The organism is Exiguobacterium artemiae 255-15 (genome assembly GCF_000019905.1).
GTDB classification, from domain to species: Bacteria; Bacillota; Bacilli; order Exiguobacteriales; family Exiguobacteriaceae; genus Exiguobacterium_A; species Exiguobacterium_A artemiae.
In genome coordinates, this window is the sequence record NC_010556.1 from 2935873 (window position 1) to 2954738 (window position 18866).

Below are 18866 nucleotides of genomic sequence, written 5' to 3' on the forward strand. Positions count from 1 at the left end.
TTTCTTTATTGAAATGAGGTCTTTTATTTTTGATTAGATTCTTGCTGCACAATTTTCAGTTCCTTCGTATACTGAACTTAGTTTGGAATTTATTGGAGGTCATCAGATGTCATCGTTTCAAGAAAAATTACGCAGTCAAAATACTGAATCTCATCCTTTTGAAAAAAGCTCTCCGATTCAACCGGCAGATTATACCGCCGAATTACTAACACACTTAAATGAACTCTTCTATAAATCGATTGTTGAACTTCAACACAATCAACTGACCGGGGAAATGATTGAAACCACAAACCGTTGGCTCTCTGCATTAGATGAACCGCTTTTGGCTACGCCCTTGCATCGTGAATTAATATCTTCTACTGCGACACCTGTACATTATGAAAAATCATTAAGAGCATGGGATTTAATTGCACCGGGACAGGAAAATCAGGAAAAACTGTTACATTACTTGATTGATGAATTATCAACAGCCCAATCTGCCGACTGGATGGTCAGCTTTACACGCCATTCCGGAATTCAAACACTCGTCCCTTCATTTCAAGAAGCGGAACGGATCAATAAACCGATTCGTATCTTAACTTCATTTTATATGAACATTACGGAAGCCAAAGCATTACGTACCCTGATGCAGTTTAAAAATATCGAGATTAAAATTTACGAACCGATCAAAAAAAATCAGGCTTTCCATCCAAAAGCTTATTTATTTACGCGGGAAACTAATTTACATAGTGCGATTATCGGTTCATCCAATTTATCAAAGTCTGCTTTAACCAACGGACTGGAGTGGAATGTTCGAATTCCCCATTCTCCTCTCACGTCTTTAGTTTCTCAAGCGCAAACTCTGTTTAATAATCTCTGGAACAGTAACGAAGCCATTCCCTGCACCTCAGCAATTTTAGATCAATATGAACAACACCATTTAGACGCTCCGAAAATCAAACAGTTTATCGTCAATGACCGCGTTGCAGAGCCTCCTGTTGAATACGAAGTAATTCAGCCAAATGAGATGCAGCTTCCGGCTTTGGAACAATTACACCGTTTACGGTTAAAGCAACAAACAAAAGCCATGGTCATTGCAGCAACGGGAACAGGAAAAACTTATTTGGCTGCCTTTGATGTGAAACAGTTTGATGCCAAACGTGTTCTATTCGTTGCCCATCGTGGAAAACTGTTATCTCAAGCTGAAGAAACATTCAAAAAGATTTTCACAGATGGCGATGCTACTTTTGGTCGTTATCAAGCAAATCAAAAAGATCTTGATAAACAATTTATCTTTGCGACCATTCAAACGTTTTCAAAAGAAATTCATTTGGAGCAGTTCGATCCAAACACATTTGATTACATCATCATTGATGAGTTCCATCATGCCGCTTCAGAATCGTATCAAAAAATTCTCAACTACTTTACGCCACAGTTTTTACTCGGGATTACGGCAACGCCGGAACGAATGGACGGTCTCAACATCTTTAAGTTGGTGGACCACAATATCGCGTATGAAATTCGATTATATGATGCTTTGGCCCAAGACTTGTTAACACCGTTCCATTACTTTGGTATTCAAGATGATGAAGCGATTGATTACGAAGTCATTCCGCAAAAAAATGGATTGTACATTGAAAAAGATTTAGTGGAAGCACTCGAACGTTCTTCCCGGACGGAATATATTCTTGAGATGATGACTAAATTTGGTCACAGCGGTACAGCTCGGGTCGGACTCGGGTTTTGTGTCAATATTGATCATGCCGAATACATGGCTGCTGAGTTTAATAAGCACCAGATCGAGTCACTGGCCATCACGAGCAAACAAACGGAAGCAGAACGGGAACACGCCATTCAACGATTGGAAGATGATCAGGATCCGCTATCGTTTATCTTTACAGTCGATCTCTTTAATGAAGGTGTCGATATTCCTAAAATCAACGTCATGCTGTTTTTGCGTCCTACGGAGTCGCCGACGATTTTTATCCAGCAACTCGGTCGCGGTCTACGGAAACATAAATCAAAAGAGTACGTCACGATTTTAGATTTCATCGGCAACAGTCAACGCGCTTTTGTGGCACCGCTTGTGTTATCCGGCCAACAATCTTTCCATTCGATTGACCGTTATCATGTCGCAAACGCGGTTCAAAACCATTTCCCGATTTTGCCTGAAGGTTCCTTGGCAATTTTGGATCGTGTGACAGAGTCCTTTATCATTGAACAAATGAAAAAAATCGAGTTTTCGGCCAGTAAACAGTTACGTGAAAGCTACCAGCGTCTGATAACTATGATTGGCGACACTCCATCCTTAAACGATTTGGTGACGCATCCGGACGCCCCCGCAATCGAAACGATTATTCAACAGTGGAAAAGTGTCCTGCGGTTAAAACAGCTGGAGAAAGTGGCGACTGATGAAGAACTGGCTCTGTTGCTTAATCCGGATACACGACGTGTGCTCCAACATATCGAAAGTTGGTTCCCGATTCGCGAACCGTTCAGCTTATTGATGATTCAATTACTTCTCAATCAACAAACGATTTCAGCTGATGATGTCATTCAAGCGACTGCCACTCGCTTTGCCGTTTCACCAGAGGTCTTGGCACATCGTTTATCTTTGATTCAGCATCTATTTAATCGCTGGTCTACGTCTTTAACACATGACCGGATTGTATTGCTTGTTGAATCTGTTGCCGGTGAATACACATTCTCGGAAGAAGTGACACGTATTTTAGCTTCGTCGCCAACACTAGTCGACTATTTACAGGAGCTGATGCACGCTGGGCTTCACTCCTTTGAGCAACTTTCTGGAGGAGAAAACTGGTTGACCGGTTCTCAATCGTTTATTTCGAGAATGACGTACAGCCGGGCTGTCATCCAACGGTTATTACAATCTCCAAGCCAGGAAGGATCCTGGCGCGAAGGAGTCGCTCAAGCCGGGAATGATTATGTATTATTCGTCAACTTACACAAAAATGAATCGATTGAAGATCAATTAAATTACCAAGACTACTTTATCGATAAAGACCATTTCCACTGGCAATCGCAAAGTATCGCTACAGCAACCGGGAAATCTGGTGAACTTTACCGCCAACATGAAGCACGCGGAATCAAAATTCATCTCTTTATTCGAAAAGCTGACAAGGAACAAGGTCGCTCCCTGCCCTTTACATACTTCGGTGAACTGATTCACAAAAGCAGTCACGGATCAAAACCGATTAATGTGGAGTGGATTTTAAAAGAACCTTTAACAAGCGAAGAATTTATTTCGTGGAAAAAGCTTTCATGATTTTTTTAACAGCCGGAATGTCTGCCGGAGCCCAGTCTAAAGAATCCAACTGTTTGACGGGTACCCATCGTAATTCGGCATGTTCCAGTGCTTGAGGTTCACCTGATACAACCGTCGATTGAAAAGTCGATAACTCAACAATTACTTTGTCGTATTCATACCGCGTCGTTTCGATGTGATTACCTACTTGAATCGTACAATTTAACTCTTCCAGAATTTCGCGGCGGAGAGACTCTTCCGGACGTTCACCCGGTTCGATTTTCCCGCCCGGAAACTCCCATAAGTTCGGTAATGACATGACAGGACTGCGAAGAGCACACAGAATTTCGTTTTTTGAATTATTCACTACTGCACCTACAACGGAAATTGTCTTTTTTGACATGCTGTTCATCCTCTCTTTAGTCAATCATTTATGTTTATCCTAAACTACGACTCATGAAAAAGGATCACTTCTTTCATACGACTCCTACAGGAAAAAGCGCAGGAATCTGCGCTGTCAGAGACAAATAAGACCCGATGCTCGATTCCATGGAATTGAGCATTCTGGCTTATGTCTCGCCTGAGGAAAGCGCATGGAAAAGAGGTGACTCTTTTTTTACAAAAGTTATCCACACCAACAGCTATTTGCCTCAATCATTTTTTATTCAAATTATCCACATGTGGATAACTTTCAATATGCTATACTTTTACTACTTATCCACAACTAGAAATGAGGAACTCGTGTGCCACGTGAAATTTATCCGGTCGTCGTCAAAGCGACAGCCATCGAACAAATTAAAGACGGACAACCGCTTCTGTCTAAAGAATTGTTTCAAAAAACCAACCATCTTAAAGAAGCCGGTGCCTTGCTCCGGTTGACAACAGAAGATAAAGAATACCTTGCAACCGGTTATTTTGGCAAGCAGGAAAAAGGGATCGGTTGGTTACTGTCGACTGATGAACTGCAGGACATTGATGAAACTTTCTTCAAAGAAAAAATCGAGGCTGCCCTCGATCGTCGAAATGATTTTTTTGAGAATGATTTAATTGATACGTTCCGTGTGTTCAACGGTTCAGGAGACGGAATCGGCGGTCTGACGATCGATTGTTTTGATCACCATTATCTGATTACGTTTGAAAACGAAGGTATCTACTCGTTTAAAGCCGATATCGTATCGGCGCTCGAATCACTTATCCATTTTAAGAGCATTTATGAAAAACGGGCTTTCCAGATCGATGGACAACCGGTCAAAGGTGACGATTTCTTAGCCGGTGAACGCGGTGATTTCCCGGAAGTCTTGCAGGAAAACGGAATCCCTCTGCTGTATCATCTCGATGCCGGCATGCGCACCGGTCTTGATATTCAGCAGCGTGAACTCCGTTCCGTCGTCAAAGAACATGCTGCAGACCGGCGTGTCCTGAATCTGTTTTCTGACACCGGTACGTTAACAGCGGCTGCCCTGCTCGGTGGTGCAACCGAGACGACAAGCGTCGATTTCTCGACACGAAGCCGCAACAAAACGATCGAACAACTTGAATTGCATCAGCTGGATGCAACGACACAGACGATTCTTGTACAGGACGCGTTTGACTATATCGATCAAGCCGATAAGAAAACACGCTTTGATTTCGTCATCGTGCATCCGCCGACATTCGTCAAAACACAAGCCCGTCATTTCCGGGCGGAAGTCGATTTACCTGCTTTGATTCAACAAACGATCCACATGACACATCGCGGCGGTTTATTGCTGATTACGACAGACTGTCCCTTATTCGACCAAGCCCGCTTTATGAAGATGGTCGATCAAGCATTTAAAAAGCTACGTCAAACGTATGAAATCGTTTGGGAAAGTACTCCTTTAGAAGACTTCCCGGAACATACTTCTTTAAAAGAAACAGCTTCAAAATCCGTCTTAGTCCGTCGTAAATAAGCATATGATTCATGATTCTGCTGATGAAAAAACCATCAGCAGAATTTTTTTTGGATTAAAAGGAAAAGTAAAATGAATATCGAATCATTATTCTTAGGAAAAATCAGTTACGATGCTGATTTTTCCAAAATGTGACCGCTGATCAAAGGTTTGATAGGCCGCATTCAATGCATCAAGCTGACGCGGCACCTGCTCTTCGATGACAAGATCGATGACTCCATCCGCGACGAGTTGTGCGACTTCCGCCAGATGCTGCTGTTGACGTACCATTTCTTCCTTTTTCCCTTTCAGTAATGGAAGAGCAACAAAGACGGCTTCGAGCGTCAGTGCTTTACTGTGCATCGGTGTCAAATCCTGTGTCGTCCGGGTGGCGATTGAAATAATTTTCCCGCGTTCCTTCGCAAGGATGAACGACTCCTGCAAATGATCTCCGCCGACGGTATCAACGATGACATCGAATCCATCATGACCGAGACGCGCTAATAATTGTTCGGCTGATTCATCCCGGTACCGGTGCGGACGAATACCGTGTTGTTCTAACCACGTTGCTTTCTCATCATTTGAAGCACTCGCTGTCACGTCACATCCATAATGTTTAGCCAGTTGTCCGACAAGGTGTCCGACTCCACCCGTTCCACCTGCTACATATAATCGCATACCGGATTGAACAGCTGCCCGTTCCTTCAACACTTCCATCGCTGTCAGACTGATGACCGGCAGACAACCTGCTGCAGCAATATCTAGATTCTCCGGTCTGAGTACAGCCATCTGTTCAGGAACCAGCATTTCCTCCGCTAGTGCGCCGGACCGGTTGCCGAGTCCACCGCCAAATGCGATGACGTGATCGCCGACGGAAAAAGACGTCACACTCTCTCCGATTTCAATGATTTTCCCCGTAACATCGCCCTGGAGAATTCCAGTTGACGGAGCTGCTGCCACATGACCAAAAAACATTTTTGTGTCCAGTGGATTTAGGCTCGTACCCTCCACTTTAATCTTTAAATCGTAGTTCCCCGTTTGATTAAGTGTGACGTCTCTTTCTGTTAGTGCAGCGTCTTTTCCGTACTGTTCGACGACATAAGCTTTCATAAAAAATCCCCCTTTTTTCAAATCAGTTTATCCTGTTTCAGAATACTCTAACATTCGTACTTCATGCTATGATGAAGCTACCTTAACTCAGAAAGGACGTTTTTTCTTTGAAACATGATTTGATTCGTCGTTTGACTACATATGCGAAAATCGATACACAGTCTGACTACGCAAGTACGACCGTTCCGACAACAGACGGACAATGGACGCTCGCTCGTCTGCTTGTTGACGAACTGAAGGAAATTGGCATGAGTGATGTGACCGTTGATGCAAACGGATATGTCATGGCGACTCTTCCTGCCAATACCGATGCGGATATTCCGACAATCGGATTTTTAGCCCACTTGGATACGGCAACTGATTTCACGGGAACAAACGTCAATCCGCAAATCGTCGAAGCTTATGATGGAGAAGACTTGGTCCTCAATGCGACACTTCCTGTCATCCTGTCACCAAAGGATTTCCCAGCACTTAAAAACTACGTCGGACATACGTTGATGACAACAGATGGTACGACATTACTCGGTGCAGATAATAAGGCCGGCATCGCTGAAATCATGACAGCGATGCATCACCTTATCACCCATCCGGAAATCAAACACGGCCGGATTCGTGTCGCCTTCACACCGGATGAAGAAATCGGGCGCGGCCCGCATCATTTTGACGTCGCTGCTTTTGATGCAAAATTCGCCTATACGGTCGATGGAGGTCCGCTCGGTGAACTCGAGTATGAGAGTTTTAATGCCGCTGCTGCCGAAATCATTTTCCATGGCACGAACGTCCACCCGGGTACGGCAAAAGATAAGATGGTCAATTCGCAAAAACACGCGATGGCTTTCCAGAACCGGTTGCCGGGCGACGAAGCCCCTGAATTCACGGATGGATTCGAAGGATTCTACCACTTGATTTCGTTTGAAGGTTCGGTCGAAAAAACGACGGTCCAGTACATCATCCGTGATTTTGACCGTTCTAAATTCGAAGCCCGGAAACACTTCCTGACAGCTTTGGTCGAAGAATGGAACAAGAAATACGGGGCAGGCAGTGTCGAAATCAAACTAAATGATCAATACTACAACATGCGTGAAAAAATCGAACCACACATGGAAATCGTTGATATCGCCCATGCGGCGATGGAATCACGTGGTGTCACACCAATCATCAAACCAATTCGTGGCGGGACGGACGGTTCGCAACTGTCGTACATGGGACTCCCGACACCGAATATCTTCACCGGTGGCGAAAATTACCACGGAAAGTTTGAGTTCATCTCTGTTGATAATATGGTGAAGGCAACGGAAGTCGTTGTGGCAATTGCTGAACGATTCGCTCAGTCAGCTAAATAAGACGGTATAACGAAAGCAGATTCTCGACATGAGAATCTGCTTTTTTTCATGGTCTATATGGTTTCTCTAGACGATAGATACGCGTTCTGAAACCAAATGGATTTACTTTTCTTCTGTTGTTGTTTGCTGATCCGGAATCGGTAGTTGAACCATGCTGCCGGATCCGCTGACGAGTGGTGATTTTCCATCCCACTTCTTGACGGCTTCGTACTGAATCATCTCTTCCGTCAACGTTTTTTGTAGTTCTTTTTGCGCTTTCGCGAGACCCTGCGCTTCAATGAGTCGGGCATCCGCTGCTCCCTTTGCTTCTACGCGCAATCGTTCTGCTTCTGCTTTCGCAATCGCAAGATCTGTCTTCTTTTTATCCAGCTCTTGTGACGCTTTGACACGCGCATCAATCGCTTCCTGGGTTTTCGCATCCGGTTTCGGTGCTCCAAGTGCCACGTCTTCGATGATGAAACCAATCTTTTTCACATCTTCGGCAAACTGTGTCTGAATACTCGTCGAGACATTTCCAGACTGTTCCCCGAATAACTCAAGGACGGTGACTTTCGAAATCTGTTCACGGGACGCATCATAAAGGCGTTGTTTTAAGTAACCGGCTGCAATCTCATCAATTTCAATCGGACCAAACTTATTAAAGACTTCCGTCACCTGATCCGGTGAAACCGAAAAACTGTACGTAAAGTCGACGACGATGTTTTTCCCGTCCTTTGTTGCGAGTGTCATGTTGTCGAGCGATTTCGTCTGTGTCCGGATCGGATATTCAGTGACACGTGTGATCGGCGAAACGATATGCCAGCCTTGCGACAGGGTCTCGTCCTGGACACCGCTTGACGGTTTATAGACGACCCCGACCTGTCCGGGTTCAATTTGTTCGACGATGAATGGTGTCATCGCAAGCAGGGCGACGACGATCACACCTGCGATGATCATCGACGGCCTGATACGTTTTTTCGGTTTGATTTCTCTCATTTTGAGTCTCCTTTATCAATTTTATCTTGGATATACTTATACAGTTCAATGGCCAGCAAGACGATCAGTGCAAAAAATAACAACGTAAAAAGTGTTGCCACGCCGTCCTCCTCCTTCATGAATGTTGTACCTACTCTTACGCTTCAGATTGGAAAATGTTTCATTTTGTTTAAAACCACGGTTGCTAAATTGTGCAATCCGGTCTAAGATGTAAAGAACTTTGTCCTTGAAACGAAGCGTATCATTTTGTGGTACACTCGTAACAGCACATCACACACTAGAAACGAGGGTTCATCTCTATATGATTACAGTACAAAACGTCGGTCTCCGCTTTGCGGACCGTAAATTATTCGAAGACGTCAACATCAAGTTCACACCGGGCAACTGCTACGGTCTCATCGGTGCAAACGGTGCCGGTAAATCAACATTCCTTAAAATTCTTGCCGGTGATATCGAAGCCCAACAAGGAGACGTCATCATCACGCCGGGCGAACGCCTTGGTGTCCTTCGCCAAAACCACTATGAATATGAAGAGTTCCAAGTCATCGAAACTGTCATGATGGGTCATAAGCGCCTTTATGAAGTCATGAAAGAAAAAGATGCTATCTATATGAAAGAAAACTTCTCGGACGAAGACGGCATGCGTGCTGCCGAGCTCGAAGGTGAGTTCGCAGAAATGAACGGATGGGAAGCGGAGTCGGAAGCGGCAATGCTTTTACAAGGTCTCGGCATTAAAGAGAATCTGCATACGAAAACAATGGCTGAACTGACAGGCGGAGAGAAAGTTAAAGTCCTGCTTGCCCAAGCCTTGTTTGGTAAACCAGACATTCTGTTGCTTGATGAGCCTACCAACGGTCTTGATTTGAAAGCCGTTAAATGGCTTGAAGAATTCTTGATCGGGTTTGAAAATACGGTCATCGTCATTTCCCACGACCGTCACTTCCTCAACAACGTTTGTACGCATATGGCCGATCTCGATTACGGGAAAATCCAACTGTATATTGGAAACTATGATTTCTGGTACGAATCAAGTCAGCTTGCTTCACGTATGGCAGGCGACCAAAACAAGAAAAAAGAAGAAAAAATCAAAGAACTTCAAGCCTTCATCGCCCGTTTCAGCTCGAACGCTTCCAAAGCGAAACAGGCGACATCACGGAAAAAGTTGCTTGATAAAATTACACTCGACGACATCCGTCCGTCGTCACGCCGTTATCCGTTCGTCGGCTTCACACCGGAACGTGAAATCGGAAACGATCTGTTGATCGTCGACGGCATTTCGAAAACAATCGATGGTGTCAAAGTCCTTGATAATGTCCGTTTCTCGTTAAACAAAACGGATAAAGCCGTCTTTATCAGCCAAAATGACATCGCGATCACGACACTCTTCAAAATTCTGATGGGTGAGATGGAAGCGGACAGCGGAACATTCAAATGGGGCGTCACGACGTCACAATCTTATCTGCCAAAAGATAACTCCGCTTTCTTCGAAGGTTCGGACAAAACGATTCTCGATTGGTTGCGCCAGTATTCGCCGGCTGACGAGAGCGATACGTTCCTCCGTGGTTTCCTCGGCCGGATGCTCTTCTCCGGTGAAGAAGTCATGAAAAAAGCGTCTGTCTTATCCGGGGGAGAAAAAGTCCGTTGCATGTTATCAAAAGCGATGCTCAGCGGCTCAAACGTTCTTGTCCTCGACGATCCGACGAACCACTTGGATCTCGAATCGATCACGGCACTCAACGATGGTTTGATCGCTTACAAAGGCGCGATGCTCTTCAGTTCGCATGACCATCAGTTCGTTGAAACGATTGCAAACCGGATCATCGAATTGACACCAAACGGTATCGTCGATAAAGAAACGACATACGATGAATACCTCAACAACGAGTCTGTTCAACAACAATTGTCTACGTTGTACGCAACAAACTAATGCAGTCTACAAGAGACCTGTCCTAACGGATTGGGTCTCTTTTTTTGTACACTGAAGGTATGAATTGGAACAGAGGAGGAAATCATGTGCGTCACCGTGCCTGCGCAGCTTTGATTAAGAACAATCAGATTTTGATGGTCCGTCTTGAGACAAACGATCGAAGTTTCTGGACATTACCCGGAGGGGGGCTCGAGGAAAATGAACCCTTCGAACAAGCGGTCATTCGGGAGGTGCAAGAGGAAGTGAATCTCGCCATCCGCATCATCAAACCTCTTTACTCAGAAACTCACGCAAACGGACAAGAGATCTGCTTTTTAGTCAGACAGATTGATTCACGCGAACCGATTTTAGGATATGATCCAGAACGTTTAGAGGGAAATCAAGTTCTGACCGGAGTGAGATGGACGCCACTTTCGGAGATGACCGCCGATCGACAAGTCGCAAAAATTTTAACGGCTTCGGGATATGACATACTCTTTTTGTAAAACCAAACGAAAGGCATCTGCTCCAGTCGAGTAGATGCCATTATTGATCATGTACGCAGTTGACTTGCCTCTTCTTCCACACGTCGGAGTAATTCTTGCACGATTTTTTCCGTTTCCCGTTCGCCTCCGAGTGACAGCAGGCTTCGTCCGACGAAATTCGCCCCTTCGTTTTTCCCCGTATAAATCAGCTGACAACTTTTTTCGTCGAGCCGCTTCAACGTAAAGGTCATCTCGAGTTTAAAGATTTTGGCAAGCGTAAAACCAATCGTATTTTGTTTGAAATCCGGTTGATTTGTATAGGCAAGATCCGTCACGATATATGTCTCGAGGCGATTCCCTTGCATATACGTTTGCCGGTATGTCGAACCGACGACACCCGGTTTCCGTTCGATCACCTCGTGCTGGACGACACCTGGAATCAGGCGTTGTAACCGATCGCGATCAAAGATATGCCAGGCTTCCTCGATTGGAACATCCAGTCGCTTTTCTTCATGCCACGTTACCATCCGAACACCTCCCTTTACTGAAAAATACCCTGATGCGTGCAGTTCTAACTTCAGACTGCACACATGCAGGGTATTTGGCCTATTTTAATCGGTCCGTGATGATTATTTTACGGTCTGACGTTCGAGGGCCGCACCAAGGAACTTCGCCAGTTCGAGCATTCCGAACTTACCGGCGGCCGCTTCCGCATCCGAGTTGTAGTTCGTATTCGTGTTGACGTCATACGTATAAATCGTTCCATCCGCATCCTTGATGAACTCGATGCCGGCGACGGCAATCTGATTCGCTTGTAGGAATGCTTCGTACTTTTGAATGATTGGATCATCAAATCCGTCAACGACTTTAAATTTCATCGGTGTTTGCGGTGCTTCTTCCCCGACCGGGCAGAATAAGTCATCGATCACACACGCATCCGCCGGGCACAGTTCAAAGCCTTCTGATGTATCAACTTGGACAGCGTAAACGAATTTTCCACCGACGAATTCACAGCGTGTGATGTATGGCTCCGGTGCCTGGATATATTCTTGAATCAGCGTGATTCCGTCGACCGGTTCGTCAAACGTCGGACCGTCAAGATACGTCTCGAGTGCTTCAATCGAGTGGAACAACTGGACGCCGAGCCCTTTTCCGGCACGGTTGTGTTTTGTGATGAACGAAGATACGCCGATATTTTTCGCCGCTTCAACAATTTGATCACGTCCGACGGCAGCCGTCGTTTTCGGAACCCGGATACCGGCTTTTCGAAGAGCCGTATACTGATTGATTTTACTGACTTCCAGTCGCAACGCACGTGTTCCGTTGAAGACCGTCCGGTCGTGTTCCTCGAGCCACGAGAGCACCCCTTCCGTCAGTTCCGGCGCGTAGCGGTGCCCGCGCGTATGCGAAGACGCACTCATCCGGCTGTAGAAGACGCCTTCTGGCGGGATTTCATCAAGCGGTACCTGTCCTTCATCGAGATGCCACTGTTCATACGGCAACTCCAGTTCCTCGAGTCGTTTAATTAAATGGTCCGTCCATTCCTGGTTTTCGTGTAAGATATGAATTTTTGTCATTTGGTTTGACCTACCTTTCGTTTTTCTTCGACAAGCGGCATGACGTCGCGCGCGAAGCGTTCCATTTCTTCCAGTTGCGGTGAGAATTGAAGGAGCAACAGAGTAACGCCGACGTCTTCAAAGGCAAGAATCCGTTCGGCAATCTGTTCCGGTGTCCCAATTAAATCAGGACGAAGTCCGCGGTTTGAGACCGAATAGTCATTCCGCTTTACCTGTTGTTCGAGTTGTGATTTGCTGACGAAATCGTCGTATCCGGCGTACCCGGCACCATCTTCCTTGACGTCCGTAATCCGTTGCCACTCTTGCACCGCCTCTTCTTCCGTATCGCGGCAGATGATATAAGCAGCCAGTCCAAAACTTTCAAGCGGCGGTTGCCCTGTCGCTTGTCGGCGCGCCTTCATATCCTCAATCTTAACGGACACTTCTTCCACTGTTCCGCCGTGCATGACATAAGCGTCACAATGATTGACGATGGTTTGTTTGCCGGCTTCACTTTCTCCACCTGCATACAATTTGATACCCGGGCGTTGCACCGGTTTTGGATGCAGTTGTGTCTTCTCAAGCGTATAGTAGTTGCCGTCAAAGCTGTACGGGGAAGCGTCTGCCCATAATCCTTTCATGATCGTGACAAACTCTTCCGTCCGTGCGTAGCGTTCGTCGTGGGCCGTGAAGATCCCGTTGTACTGCCGGGCTTCTTCTTCCCACCAGGCCGAGACGACGTTTAACGTAAAGCGTCCGTTGCTGAGCTGATCGATGTTTGCTGCCATCTTCGCGGTCGTCGCCGGATTATGGAATCCCGGACGGACGGCTGTCATGATTTCCAGACGCTCCGTCGTTGCGGCAATCGCCGCTGCTGTCGTCCAGGCTTCGAGACTTGGTGCTTCAAGCCCTTTGATGTCATTTAAGTTTAATTCCGCAATCAGTGTCGTCGAAAACCCGATTCGTTCTGCCGTTTGCGCGACCTGTTTCGCATAGTCGAACGTCGCCGGCATCTGTTCGTCTTCGACATTTCGTAACCATCCGCCAAAAATCGGTAACCAAAATCCATACTCCATCCGTTATGTCCCCCTTATAAAAAAATCGCGCTTCTCGAAAATCGAAAAGAGCGACGGATTGATCATGTCTGCTCTTATCTTCAAAGGAAAAATTCCTTTTAGGAAGTAGCACCTTCCGCTACGCGCGGGGTTGCTGAAGTGTCTTCGGGCCGTTCCCTCGACTTCTCTTGATAAGAATTATTGGAATTATCGTACACTTTTTAGCAGAGTAAAGCAACCATTAAACCTTGTTTTCCAATCGGAATTAAAAAAGGACGAGAGCTTGGCTCCCATCCTCTTCTCACATTAATATGGTGCTACAAACGTTGATTGTTCACCAGGTGCTTCTTCTCCGCGGATCCGGTCGTAGAATTTCGCAAGCGTGACGCTGAAATAAGGTCCGACCCATAAGAAGGCGATTCCGATTGTAATTAAACCAAGCAGGAACCAGCCGATGAATGAAAGAACAAGCATGAAGGCTTCCATCTTATGTCCATCCATCATTTGACGTGACCGGGTGATTGCTTCCAATACACCAATCGAAGGTTCATCCCGCAAAATGTAGTAAGTCAACATATACGAAAATGATTTGATAATGGCCGGTACAACCAATAACAATGCCCATAGGAACAAGAATATAAATTGGACGATTGAAAGCAGGACGACTTTTATGAAATATTTATAGGGCTCAAATAAATCACTGATTTTTGTTTGTTCTCCCCGTGCGATAGAAAGTGAGAACCAGACCCATCCTGCACTAAGTGGGATTAATAAGACCGTTGCAATCAATCCGAGGAAGTCAATCGTTTGGAAAGGTTCGTCATAATCAGACGACAGCAGTTCCGGAATGACTTGCAGAATTGCGAATAATAAAAACATCAAGACCGTAAAGCCCCAACGACCGCTTAATGCTTCCTTTGCTGATTTTTTTAATTGTGATGACATAAATAAGATCCTCCTCAAAATAAGTTCTATCTCTATTTACGGCTAATTAGGAGAGGAGTTTCATCTTTTTTCAGGATTTTCCTGTTTTCAACTGATTTAAGCGGGCTTTTTCAAGTTGGCGCTGGCATGCCGTATACAAAGAACGCCGCCCATCCAGTCGTTCCATCGCAAACGGGATGTCATGTTTTTTCGCCTGGGCGATGACGTGTGCAGAAGCCGCATGGGATACCCGGCTTGTCACGACGACGATCGCATCGGTCTCTTTGGCAAGACTGGCGATTTTCTTCGCAGATTGAGCGTCACCCGACAGATGAATCAGTTCGATTCCAGTTTTTTCGAAAAACGTCCGGTAGACCGGAGCTTGCTTTTCATTTCCGACAATGACGAGCCGCATGCCTTCGAACGATGCAAAATCGAGCGGTTCCTTATCAACGAAGTCGATCGGTTGTCCCGGTACCGACGTAGTTACAAGCGGTGTCAACGATTCGGATTTCTTTTCACGAATCCGGCGTATTTTCCGTTCCTGTTTGATTTTTGCCTTGCGTTTCATTTGTTTCAGATAGCGTTCCGGCCTTTTCTTGACGGTTGCCCCTTCAGTCGTTTGAACTGCCGACGTCACCGGTTTTGACGCATCGTTTGAAACATCCAACAGCTGTACCGCCGGCTCTTCGTATTGAAACGGATATTTCCAGGCAATCGTCAGTGTTTCCGGATGCCCTTTCCACATGACGAGATCAACGAGCTGGCCTTCTTTCAAATGGAAAAAGCGCATATCGTCAACCGGTGTTGCATAGTAAAAGGGTTTCCCTGTCTCATCCGTTAACGGACCCTCGATTGTCGATTCGATGATGCCATGGTTCTTGACGATACATTTTTCAAAAACGATTCGTTCCGCCAAAGGCTTCATCCGGTCAGTCGCAACAACAGCCAGTACTTCGAGTGTCGTCCGGCGGGTATCCTGATGCATGATTTGAACACGGATTTCCATTCCATGTTCAAGGTTCCATTGCCGGATTTCACTTTCAGAAATATGGCTGTTCGGCCATTCCCGTACGGAACCACCCTTCAGCTCACGGACAAACGTATACGCGTAACGCGGTTTGAGGACAGAGCTGATCTGTACCGGAGGAACAATCGGTTGGTCGACGGTCACGTCTTCGTCCGGTTCGCTCCGGACGATATCGGGCTTTACAGCCGGCGTATAATAACGCGATAGTTGAACCCATTCGTCAATTCCCCGAATTTCTTCGAGCAGTAAATCCCATTCCTCCACCGTTTCGACAATATTCATTTTACCGGCAATCAATGTTTTCGCCTGCTCTACGATTTGTTGCATCATCTTCGACAACCCCTTTGCTTTTTTTCCAATATAGCAAGGGGCTGTCGGTTAGGTTGCTCAAAAAAAGACCAGGTTATTTTTTGTATATGGTTAGGATTTTATTTCGATTGAAGGATCACCGAGCCGGTATTTTTCGACGGAGACAATCAGAATCGTGATGATGACAAGTAAAAACCAGGACGATAACTTCCCGAAGTCGACCAGTTCCCATCCATCCTGCTGATTCGGATACACCCATCCTTTAAAAAAGGTCACGATGTTTTCCGCCAGCCAGATGAACCAGGCAATCAATCCAAACGAGAGGGTAAGCGGCATCCGGTAGACCGTTTCATCCAGGCGGAAATAGACCCAGGACTTATAAAAGACGAGAGCAACAAGTCCCATCAAAATCCAACGGAAATCAAACAACCAATGATGGGTAAAAAAATTCGCGTACACGAGCAGACCGGTCGCTAGAGCAAACAGAGGCCGGGGAAACTGTGTGATGCGGAGATCAAACCGGCGGAAGGCCTGACAGATGTAACTGGCGACGCTCGCGTACATGAAACCGGCATAAAGCGGCACACCCAACACCTTACTGAAAGCATCTTCCGGATAACTCCAGGATCCGAATTGGACTTTGAATAACTCCAGTCCGAGTCCGATCACATGAAAAATCAAAATCAGCTTAAACTCTTCTTTCGTTTCATAACGCGTGACGAGTAAGACGATTTGAACGATGAGGCACCAGATCAATAGCAAATCGTAACGGGCAATCGGTTCCGCCGGTAGATAACGGGATGCAGCAAGTGCCAGGAAAATCGCGACCGGAAACACACAACAGATGGCCTCAAGATATGTAAAACGAAAAAAATGGCGGATTTTTTGCATGGACGGACCTCCTTTTTATTAGTATACGGATCAGAAGAACGGATTCCCTCCATCTCAAGATGGAAAATATCGGATTCGCTTTAGTTTCTTTCCTCAAACATGGTACAGTTAATGAATCAATTTTATTTTGAAGCGAGGTGTCTCTCATCTATGAAGCAGACCATTCAAACGTCTTGGCTGTTCCGTTCCGTTCCGTTCTGAAATGGGCATTATTCTTATTCGGTCTTTTTTTACTCGCTGTCGGTTCATCAATGATGATCACGGCACAACTCGGCGTCTCGACTTGGGACGTTCTTCACCTTGGTCTGCAAAATAAAACGCCGTTTTCCGTCGGGACGATTATCCTTCTCGTCGGTCTGTTGTTGGTGTTCGTCAAATACTTGCTCGACCGGATTACACCGCAGGTCGGCACACTCGTCAACGCGATTTTTGTCGGCGTGTTCATGAATCTGGTTCTCGGTTCAGGCCTCCTGCCCTCCTTTTCTTCTCTGTGGCAGAATACACTGTGGCTGATTGCCGGTATCTTCATCATCGGGATGGGCGCGGGACTGTATGTTGCTGTCGGGTACGGCGCTGGACCACGGGACGGACTGACACTGACGCTCGCCGAGCGGTTCGGTACGTCCATCCGGATGATGCGGACATTCATGGAAATCACCGCTTGCGGTATCGGTTGGCTGCTCGGGGGACCCGTGTTCTTCGGAACGATTTTATCGATTTTCCTGATTGGTCCGTTCCTGCAGTTTTGGTTGGGACATTTCCGCCGGATGATTGCAGCGATTGATGCCGGTACGATTCCCCGCAAGCAACAAAAAATTAGTTAAGTCGTCTGACTCGATACCATTTCACCTGAAATGGTATCTTTTTTTGTGGATGAAGCATATTAGTTGCGGCATGAAAGCAGACACGTTATATTCGTTTACATATCAATCTTTGATACGTCAAGGATTTTTCGAACGAAGGGAAGGATGTGATGAACTTGAGTATTTCCTGTACTGAAAAAGGACGACTGATTTATGCGCTCGTCTCCGTCAATAAGACGATTGCTCAAAAATTCGATCTCTGTACGGACGGCTTCAGCCAAACCCGGATGGACTTATTAGCGCAACTCGAGGTCGACACGACCATCAGTCAAAAAGAGTTGCAACAACGCGTCAATGTTGATAATGCAGCCGTGACACGACATTTAAAACACCTGGAAACGAAGGGCATGATTGAACGTGTCCGTTCCGCAACCGATAACCGTGTCATTCTCGTTTCGTTGACGGCAGAAGGCGCCACACGAATCACCCGGTTACGTCAGCAAAAAGATGAATTCCTTGAACAACTGCTTGAAGGATTCACGGCAGACGAACAGCACCAGCTGACACAAATGATTCAACGGATAGAAACAAATGCCCTTACCTTACCTAAAACAACTGTTACTTAAAAAGGAGACTTTCAAATGACTACACAAACTGCAACTGATTTTATGGAGATCGTTAAAGGACGCCGCTCGATCCGCAACTACGACACAAACGTCAAAATCTCAAAAGAAGAAATGACACAAATTCTTGAAGAAGCGACGCTTGCTCCGTCTTCTGTCAACATGCAACCGTGGCGTTTCCTCGTCATCGACAGCGAAGAAGGAAAAGCAACACTCGCCCCGCTCGCTAAATTCAACCAGGTGCAAGTCGAGACATCATCTGCTGTCATCGCTGTCTTTGGTGACATGAAAGCAATCGATCAACTTGAAAACATCTATGATACAGCCGTTGAAAAAGGACTGATGCCGCAAGAAGTCCGCGATCGTCAAGTACCTGCTATTCAAGGAATGTATGAAAATGTACCGGCAAGTGCACTGAAAGACAGCATTTTGATCGACTCAGGTCTCGTCTCGATGCAATTGATGCTCGTTGCTCGTGCACACGGTTACGATACAAATCCGATTGGCGGTTATGAAAAAGACCAAATCGCTGAAGCGTTCGGCATGGAAAAAGATCGTTACGTACCGGTTATGCTTCTTTCAATCGGGAAAGCCGTCGACGCTGGTTATCCGTCAGTTCGTCTGCCGATCAACGATATCGCAGACTGGAAATAAGCAGTACCCGTATCCATCCAAAAAATAGAGAACAAAGAAAAGGGAGAT

General features: G+C 46.0%; 17 protein-coding genes and 1 riboswitch. Of the genes, 8 read left to right on the plus strand and 9 right to left on the minus strand.

What is annotated here, in order from left to right; translation table 11 throughout:
• Positions 1-106 precede the first annotated feature (106 nt).
• On the plus strand, positions 107-3265 hold the full coding sequence (locus EXIG_RS15030; RefSeq protein ID WP_012371814.1) for a DUF3427 domain-containing protein: 3159 nt from the start codon (positions 107-109) through the stop codon (positions 3263-3265).
• Here EXIG_RS15030 and EXIG_RS15035 read toward each other — a convergent pair.
• Positions 3240-3647: a (deoxy)nucleoside triphosphate pyrophosphohydrolase gene (locus EXIG_RS15035; RefSeq protein ID WP_012371815.1), complete on the minus strand. Its 408-nt coding sequence runs from the start codon at positions 3645-3647 to the stop codon at positions 3240-3242. The two genes, EXIG_RS15030 and EXIG_RS15035, sit on opposite strands and share 26 nt — an antisense overlap.
• A gap of 340 nt (positions 3648-3987) precedes the next feature.
• Between EXIG_RS15035 and EXIG_RS15040 the strand changes: the two genes are divergently transcribed.
• The gene (locus EXIG_RS15040) at positions 3988-5175 is read left to right on the plus strand and encodes a class I SAM-dependent rRNA methyltransferase (RefSeq protein ID WP_012371816.1); all 1188 of its coding nucleotides are present in this window, start codon (positions 3988-3990) and stop codon (positions 5173-5175) included.
• Positions 5176-5268: 93 nt separating this feature from the next.
• Here the strand turns inward: EXIG_RS15040 and EXIG_RS15045 are convergent, their stop codons facing one another.
• Positions 5269-6264, minus strand: coding sequence for a zinc-binding dehydrogenase (locus tag EXIG_RS15045; RefSeq protein WP_012371817.1), 996 nt, complete (start codon positions 6262-6264; stop codon positions 5269-5271).
• A gap of 107 nt (positions 6265-6371) precedes the next feature.
• On the opposite strand from EXIG_RS15045, the gene pepT reads away from it, so the two are divergent.
• Positions 6372-7607 carry a peptidase T gene (gene pepT / locus EXIG_RS15050; RefSeq protein ID WP_012371818.1) on the plus strand — a complete coding sequence of 412 codons (1236 nt, stop codon included), beginning with the start codon at positions 6372-6374 and terminating at the stop codon, positions 7605-7607.
• 102 nt (positions 7608-7709) lie between these two features.
• Here the strand turns inward: pepT and EXIG_RS15055 are convergent, their stop codons facing one another.
• Positions 7710-8582, minus strand: coding sequence for a prohibitin family protein (locus EXIG_RS15055; protein ID WP_012371819.1), 873 nt, complete (start codon positions 8580-8582; stop codon positions 7710-7712).
• A gap of 301 nt (positions 8583-8883) precedes the next feature.
• On the opposite strand from EXIG_RS15055, the gene EXIG_RS15060 reads away from it, so the two are divergent.
• Both EXIG_RS15060 and EXIG_RS15645 read left to right on the plus strand, forming a co-directional pair.
• The gene (locus EXIG_RS15060) at positions 8884-10509 is read left to right on the plus strand and encodes an ABC-F family ATP-binding cassette domain-containing protein (protein ID WP_012371821.1); all 1626 of its coding nucleotides are present in this window, start codon (positions 8884-8886) and stop codon (positions 10507-10509) included.
• Positions 10510-10595: 86 nt separating this feature from the next.
• Positions 10596-10994, plus strand: a complete 399-nt coding sequence (locus tag EXIG_RS15645; protein ID WP_012371822.1) for an NUDIX domain-containing protein — start codon at positions 10596-10598, stop codon at positions 10992-10994.
• A gap of 47 nt (positions 10995-11041) precedes the next feature.
• Here EXIG_RS15645 and EXIG_RS15070 read toward each other — a convergent pair whose 3' ends face one another.
• The 6 genes from EXIG_RS15070 to EXIG_RS15095 form a co-directional block, all read right to left on the minus strand.
• Positions 11042-11500, minus strand: coding sequence for a hypothetical protein (locus EXIG_RS15070; protein ID WP_012371823.1), 459 nt, complete (start codon positions 11498-11500; stop codon positions 11042-11044).
• A 102-nt stretch (positions 11501-11602) separates the two neighbouring features.
• Positions 11603-12550, minus strand: a complete 948-nt coding sequence (locus tag EXIG_RS15075; RefSeq protein ID WP_012371824.1) for an ATP-grasp domain-containing protein — start codon at positions 12548-12550, stop codon at positions 11603-11605.
• A complete protein-coding gene (locus EXIG_RS15080) occupies positions 12547-13605 on the minus strand; it encodes an LLM class flavin-dependent oxidoreductase (RefSeq protein ID WP_012371825.1) in 1059 nt (352 codons plus the stop codon). Before EXIG_RS15080 ends, EXIG_RS15075 begins: the two co-directional genes overlap by 4 nt.
• 71 nt (positions 13606-13676) lie before the next feature.
• Positions 13677-13782: riboswitch (SAM riboswitch) on the minus strand.
• 108 nt (positions 13783-13890) lie between these two features.
• Positions 13891-14529, minus strand: coding sequence for a DUF975 family protein (locus tag EXIG_RS15085; RefSeq protein WP_012371826.1), 639 nt, complete (start codon positions 14527-14529; stop codon positions 13891-13893).
• Between the two features lie 70 nt (positions 14530-14599).
• Positions 14600-15868 carry a DUF2325 domain-containing protein gene (locus EXIG_RS15090; RefSeq protein ID WP_012371827.1) on the minus strand — a complete coding sequence of 423 codons (1269 nt, stop codon included), beginning with the start codon at positions 15866-15868 and terminating at the stop codon, positions 14600-14602.
• Between the two features lie 90 nt (positions 15869-15958).
• A complete protein-coding gene (locus tag EXIG_RS15095; RefSeq protein WP_012371828.1) occupies positions 15959-16738 on the minus strand; it encodes a DUF817 domain-containing protein in 780 nt (259 codons plus the stop codon).
• A gap of 137 nt (positions 16739-16875) precedes the next feature.
• Here EXIG_RS15095 and EXIG_RS15100 point away from each other — a divergent pair, with 137 nt between their 5' ends.
• The 3 genes from EXIG_RS15100 to EXIG_RS15110 all read left to right on the plus strand — a co-directional run bounded on the left by EXIG_RS15100 (position 16876) and on the right by EXIG_RS15110 (position 18818).
• Complete coding sequence (locus EXIG_RS15100) at positions 16876-17562, plus strand: YczE/YyaS/YitT family protein (RefSeq protein ID WP_012371829.1); 687 nt, start codon at positions 16876-16878, stop codon at positions 17560-17562.
• A gap of 149 nt (positions 17563-17711) precedes the next feature.
• Positions 17712-18167 (plus strand): MarR family winged helix-turn-helix transcriptional regulator, encoded by a 456-nt coding sequence (locus EXIG_RS15105; RefSeq protein WP_012371830.1) that lies wholly within the window; start codon positions 17712-17714, stop codon positions 18165-18167.
• A gap of 15 nt (positions 18168-18182) precedes the next feature.
• The gene (locus tag EXIG_RS15110; RefSeq protein WP_012371831.1) at positions 18183-18818 is read left to right on the plus strand and encodes a nitroreductase family protein; all 636 of its coding nucleotides are present in this window, start codon (positions 18183-18185) and stop codon (positions 18816-18818) included.
• Positions 18819-18866 lie beyond the last annotated feature (48 nt).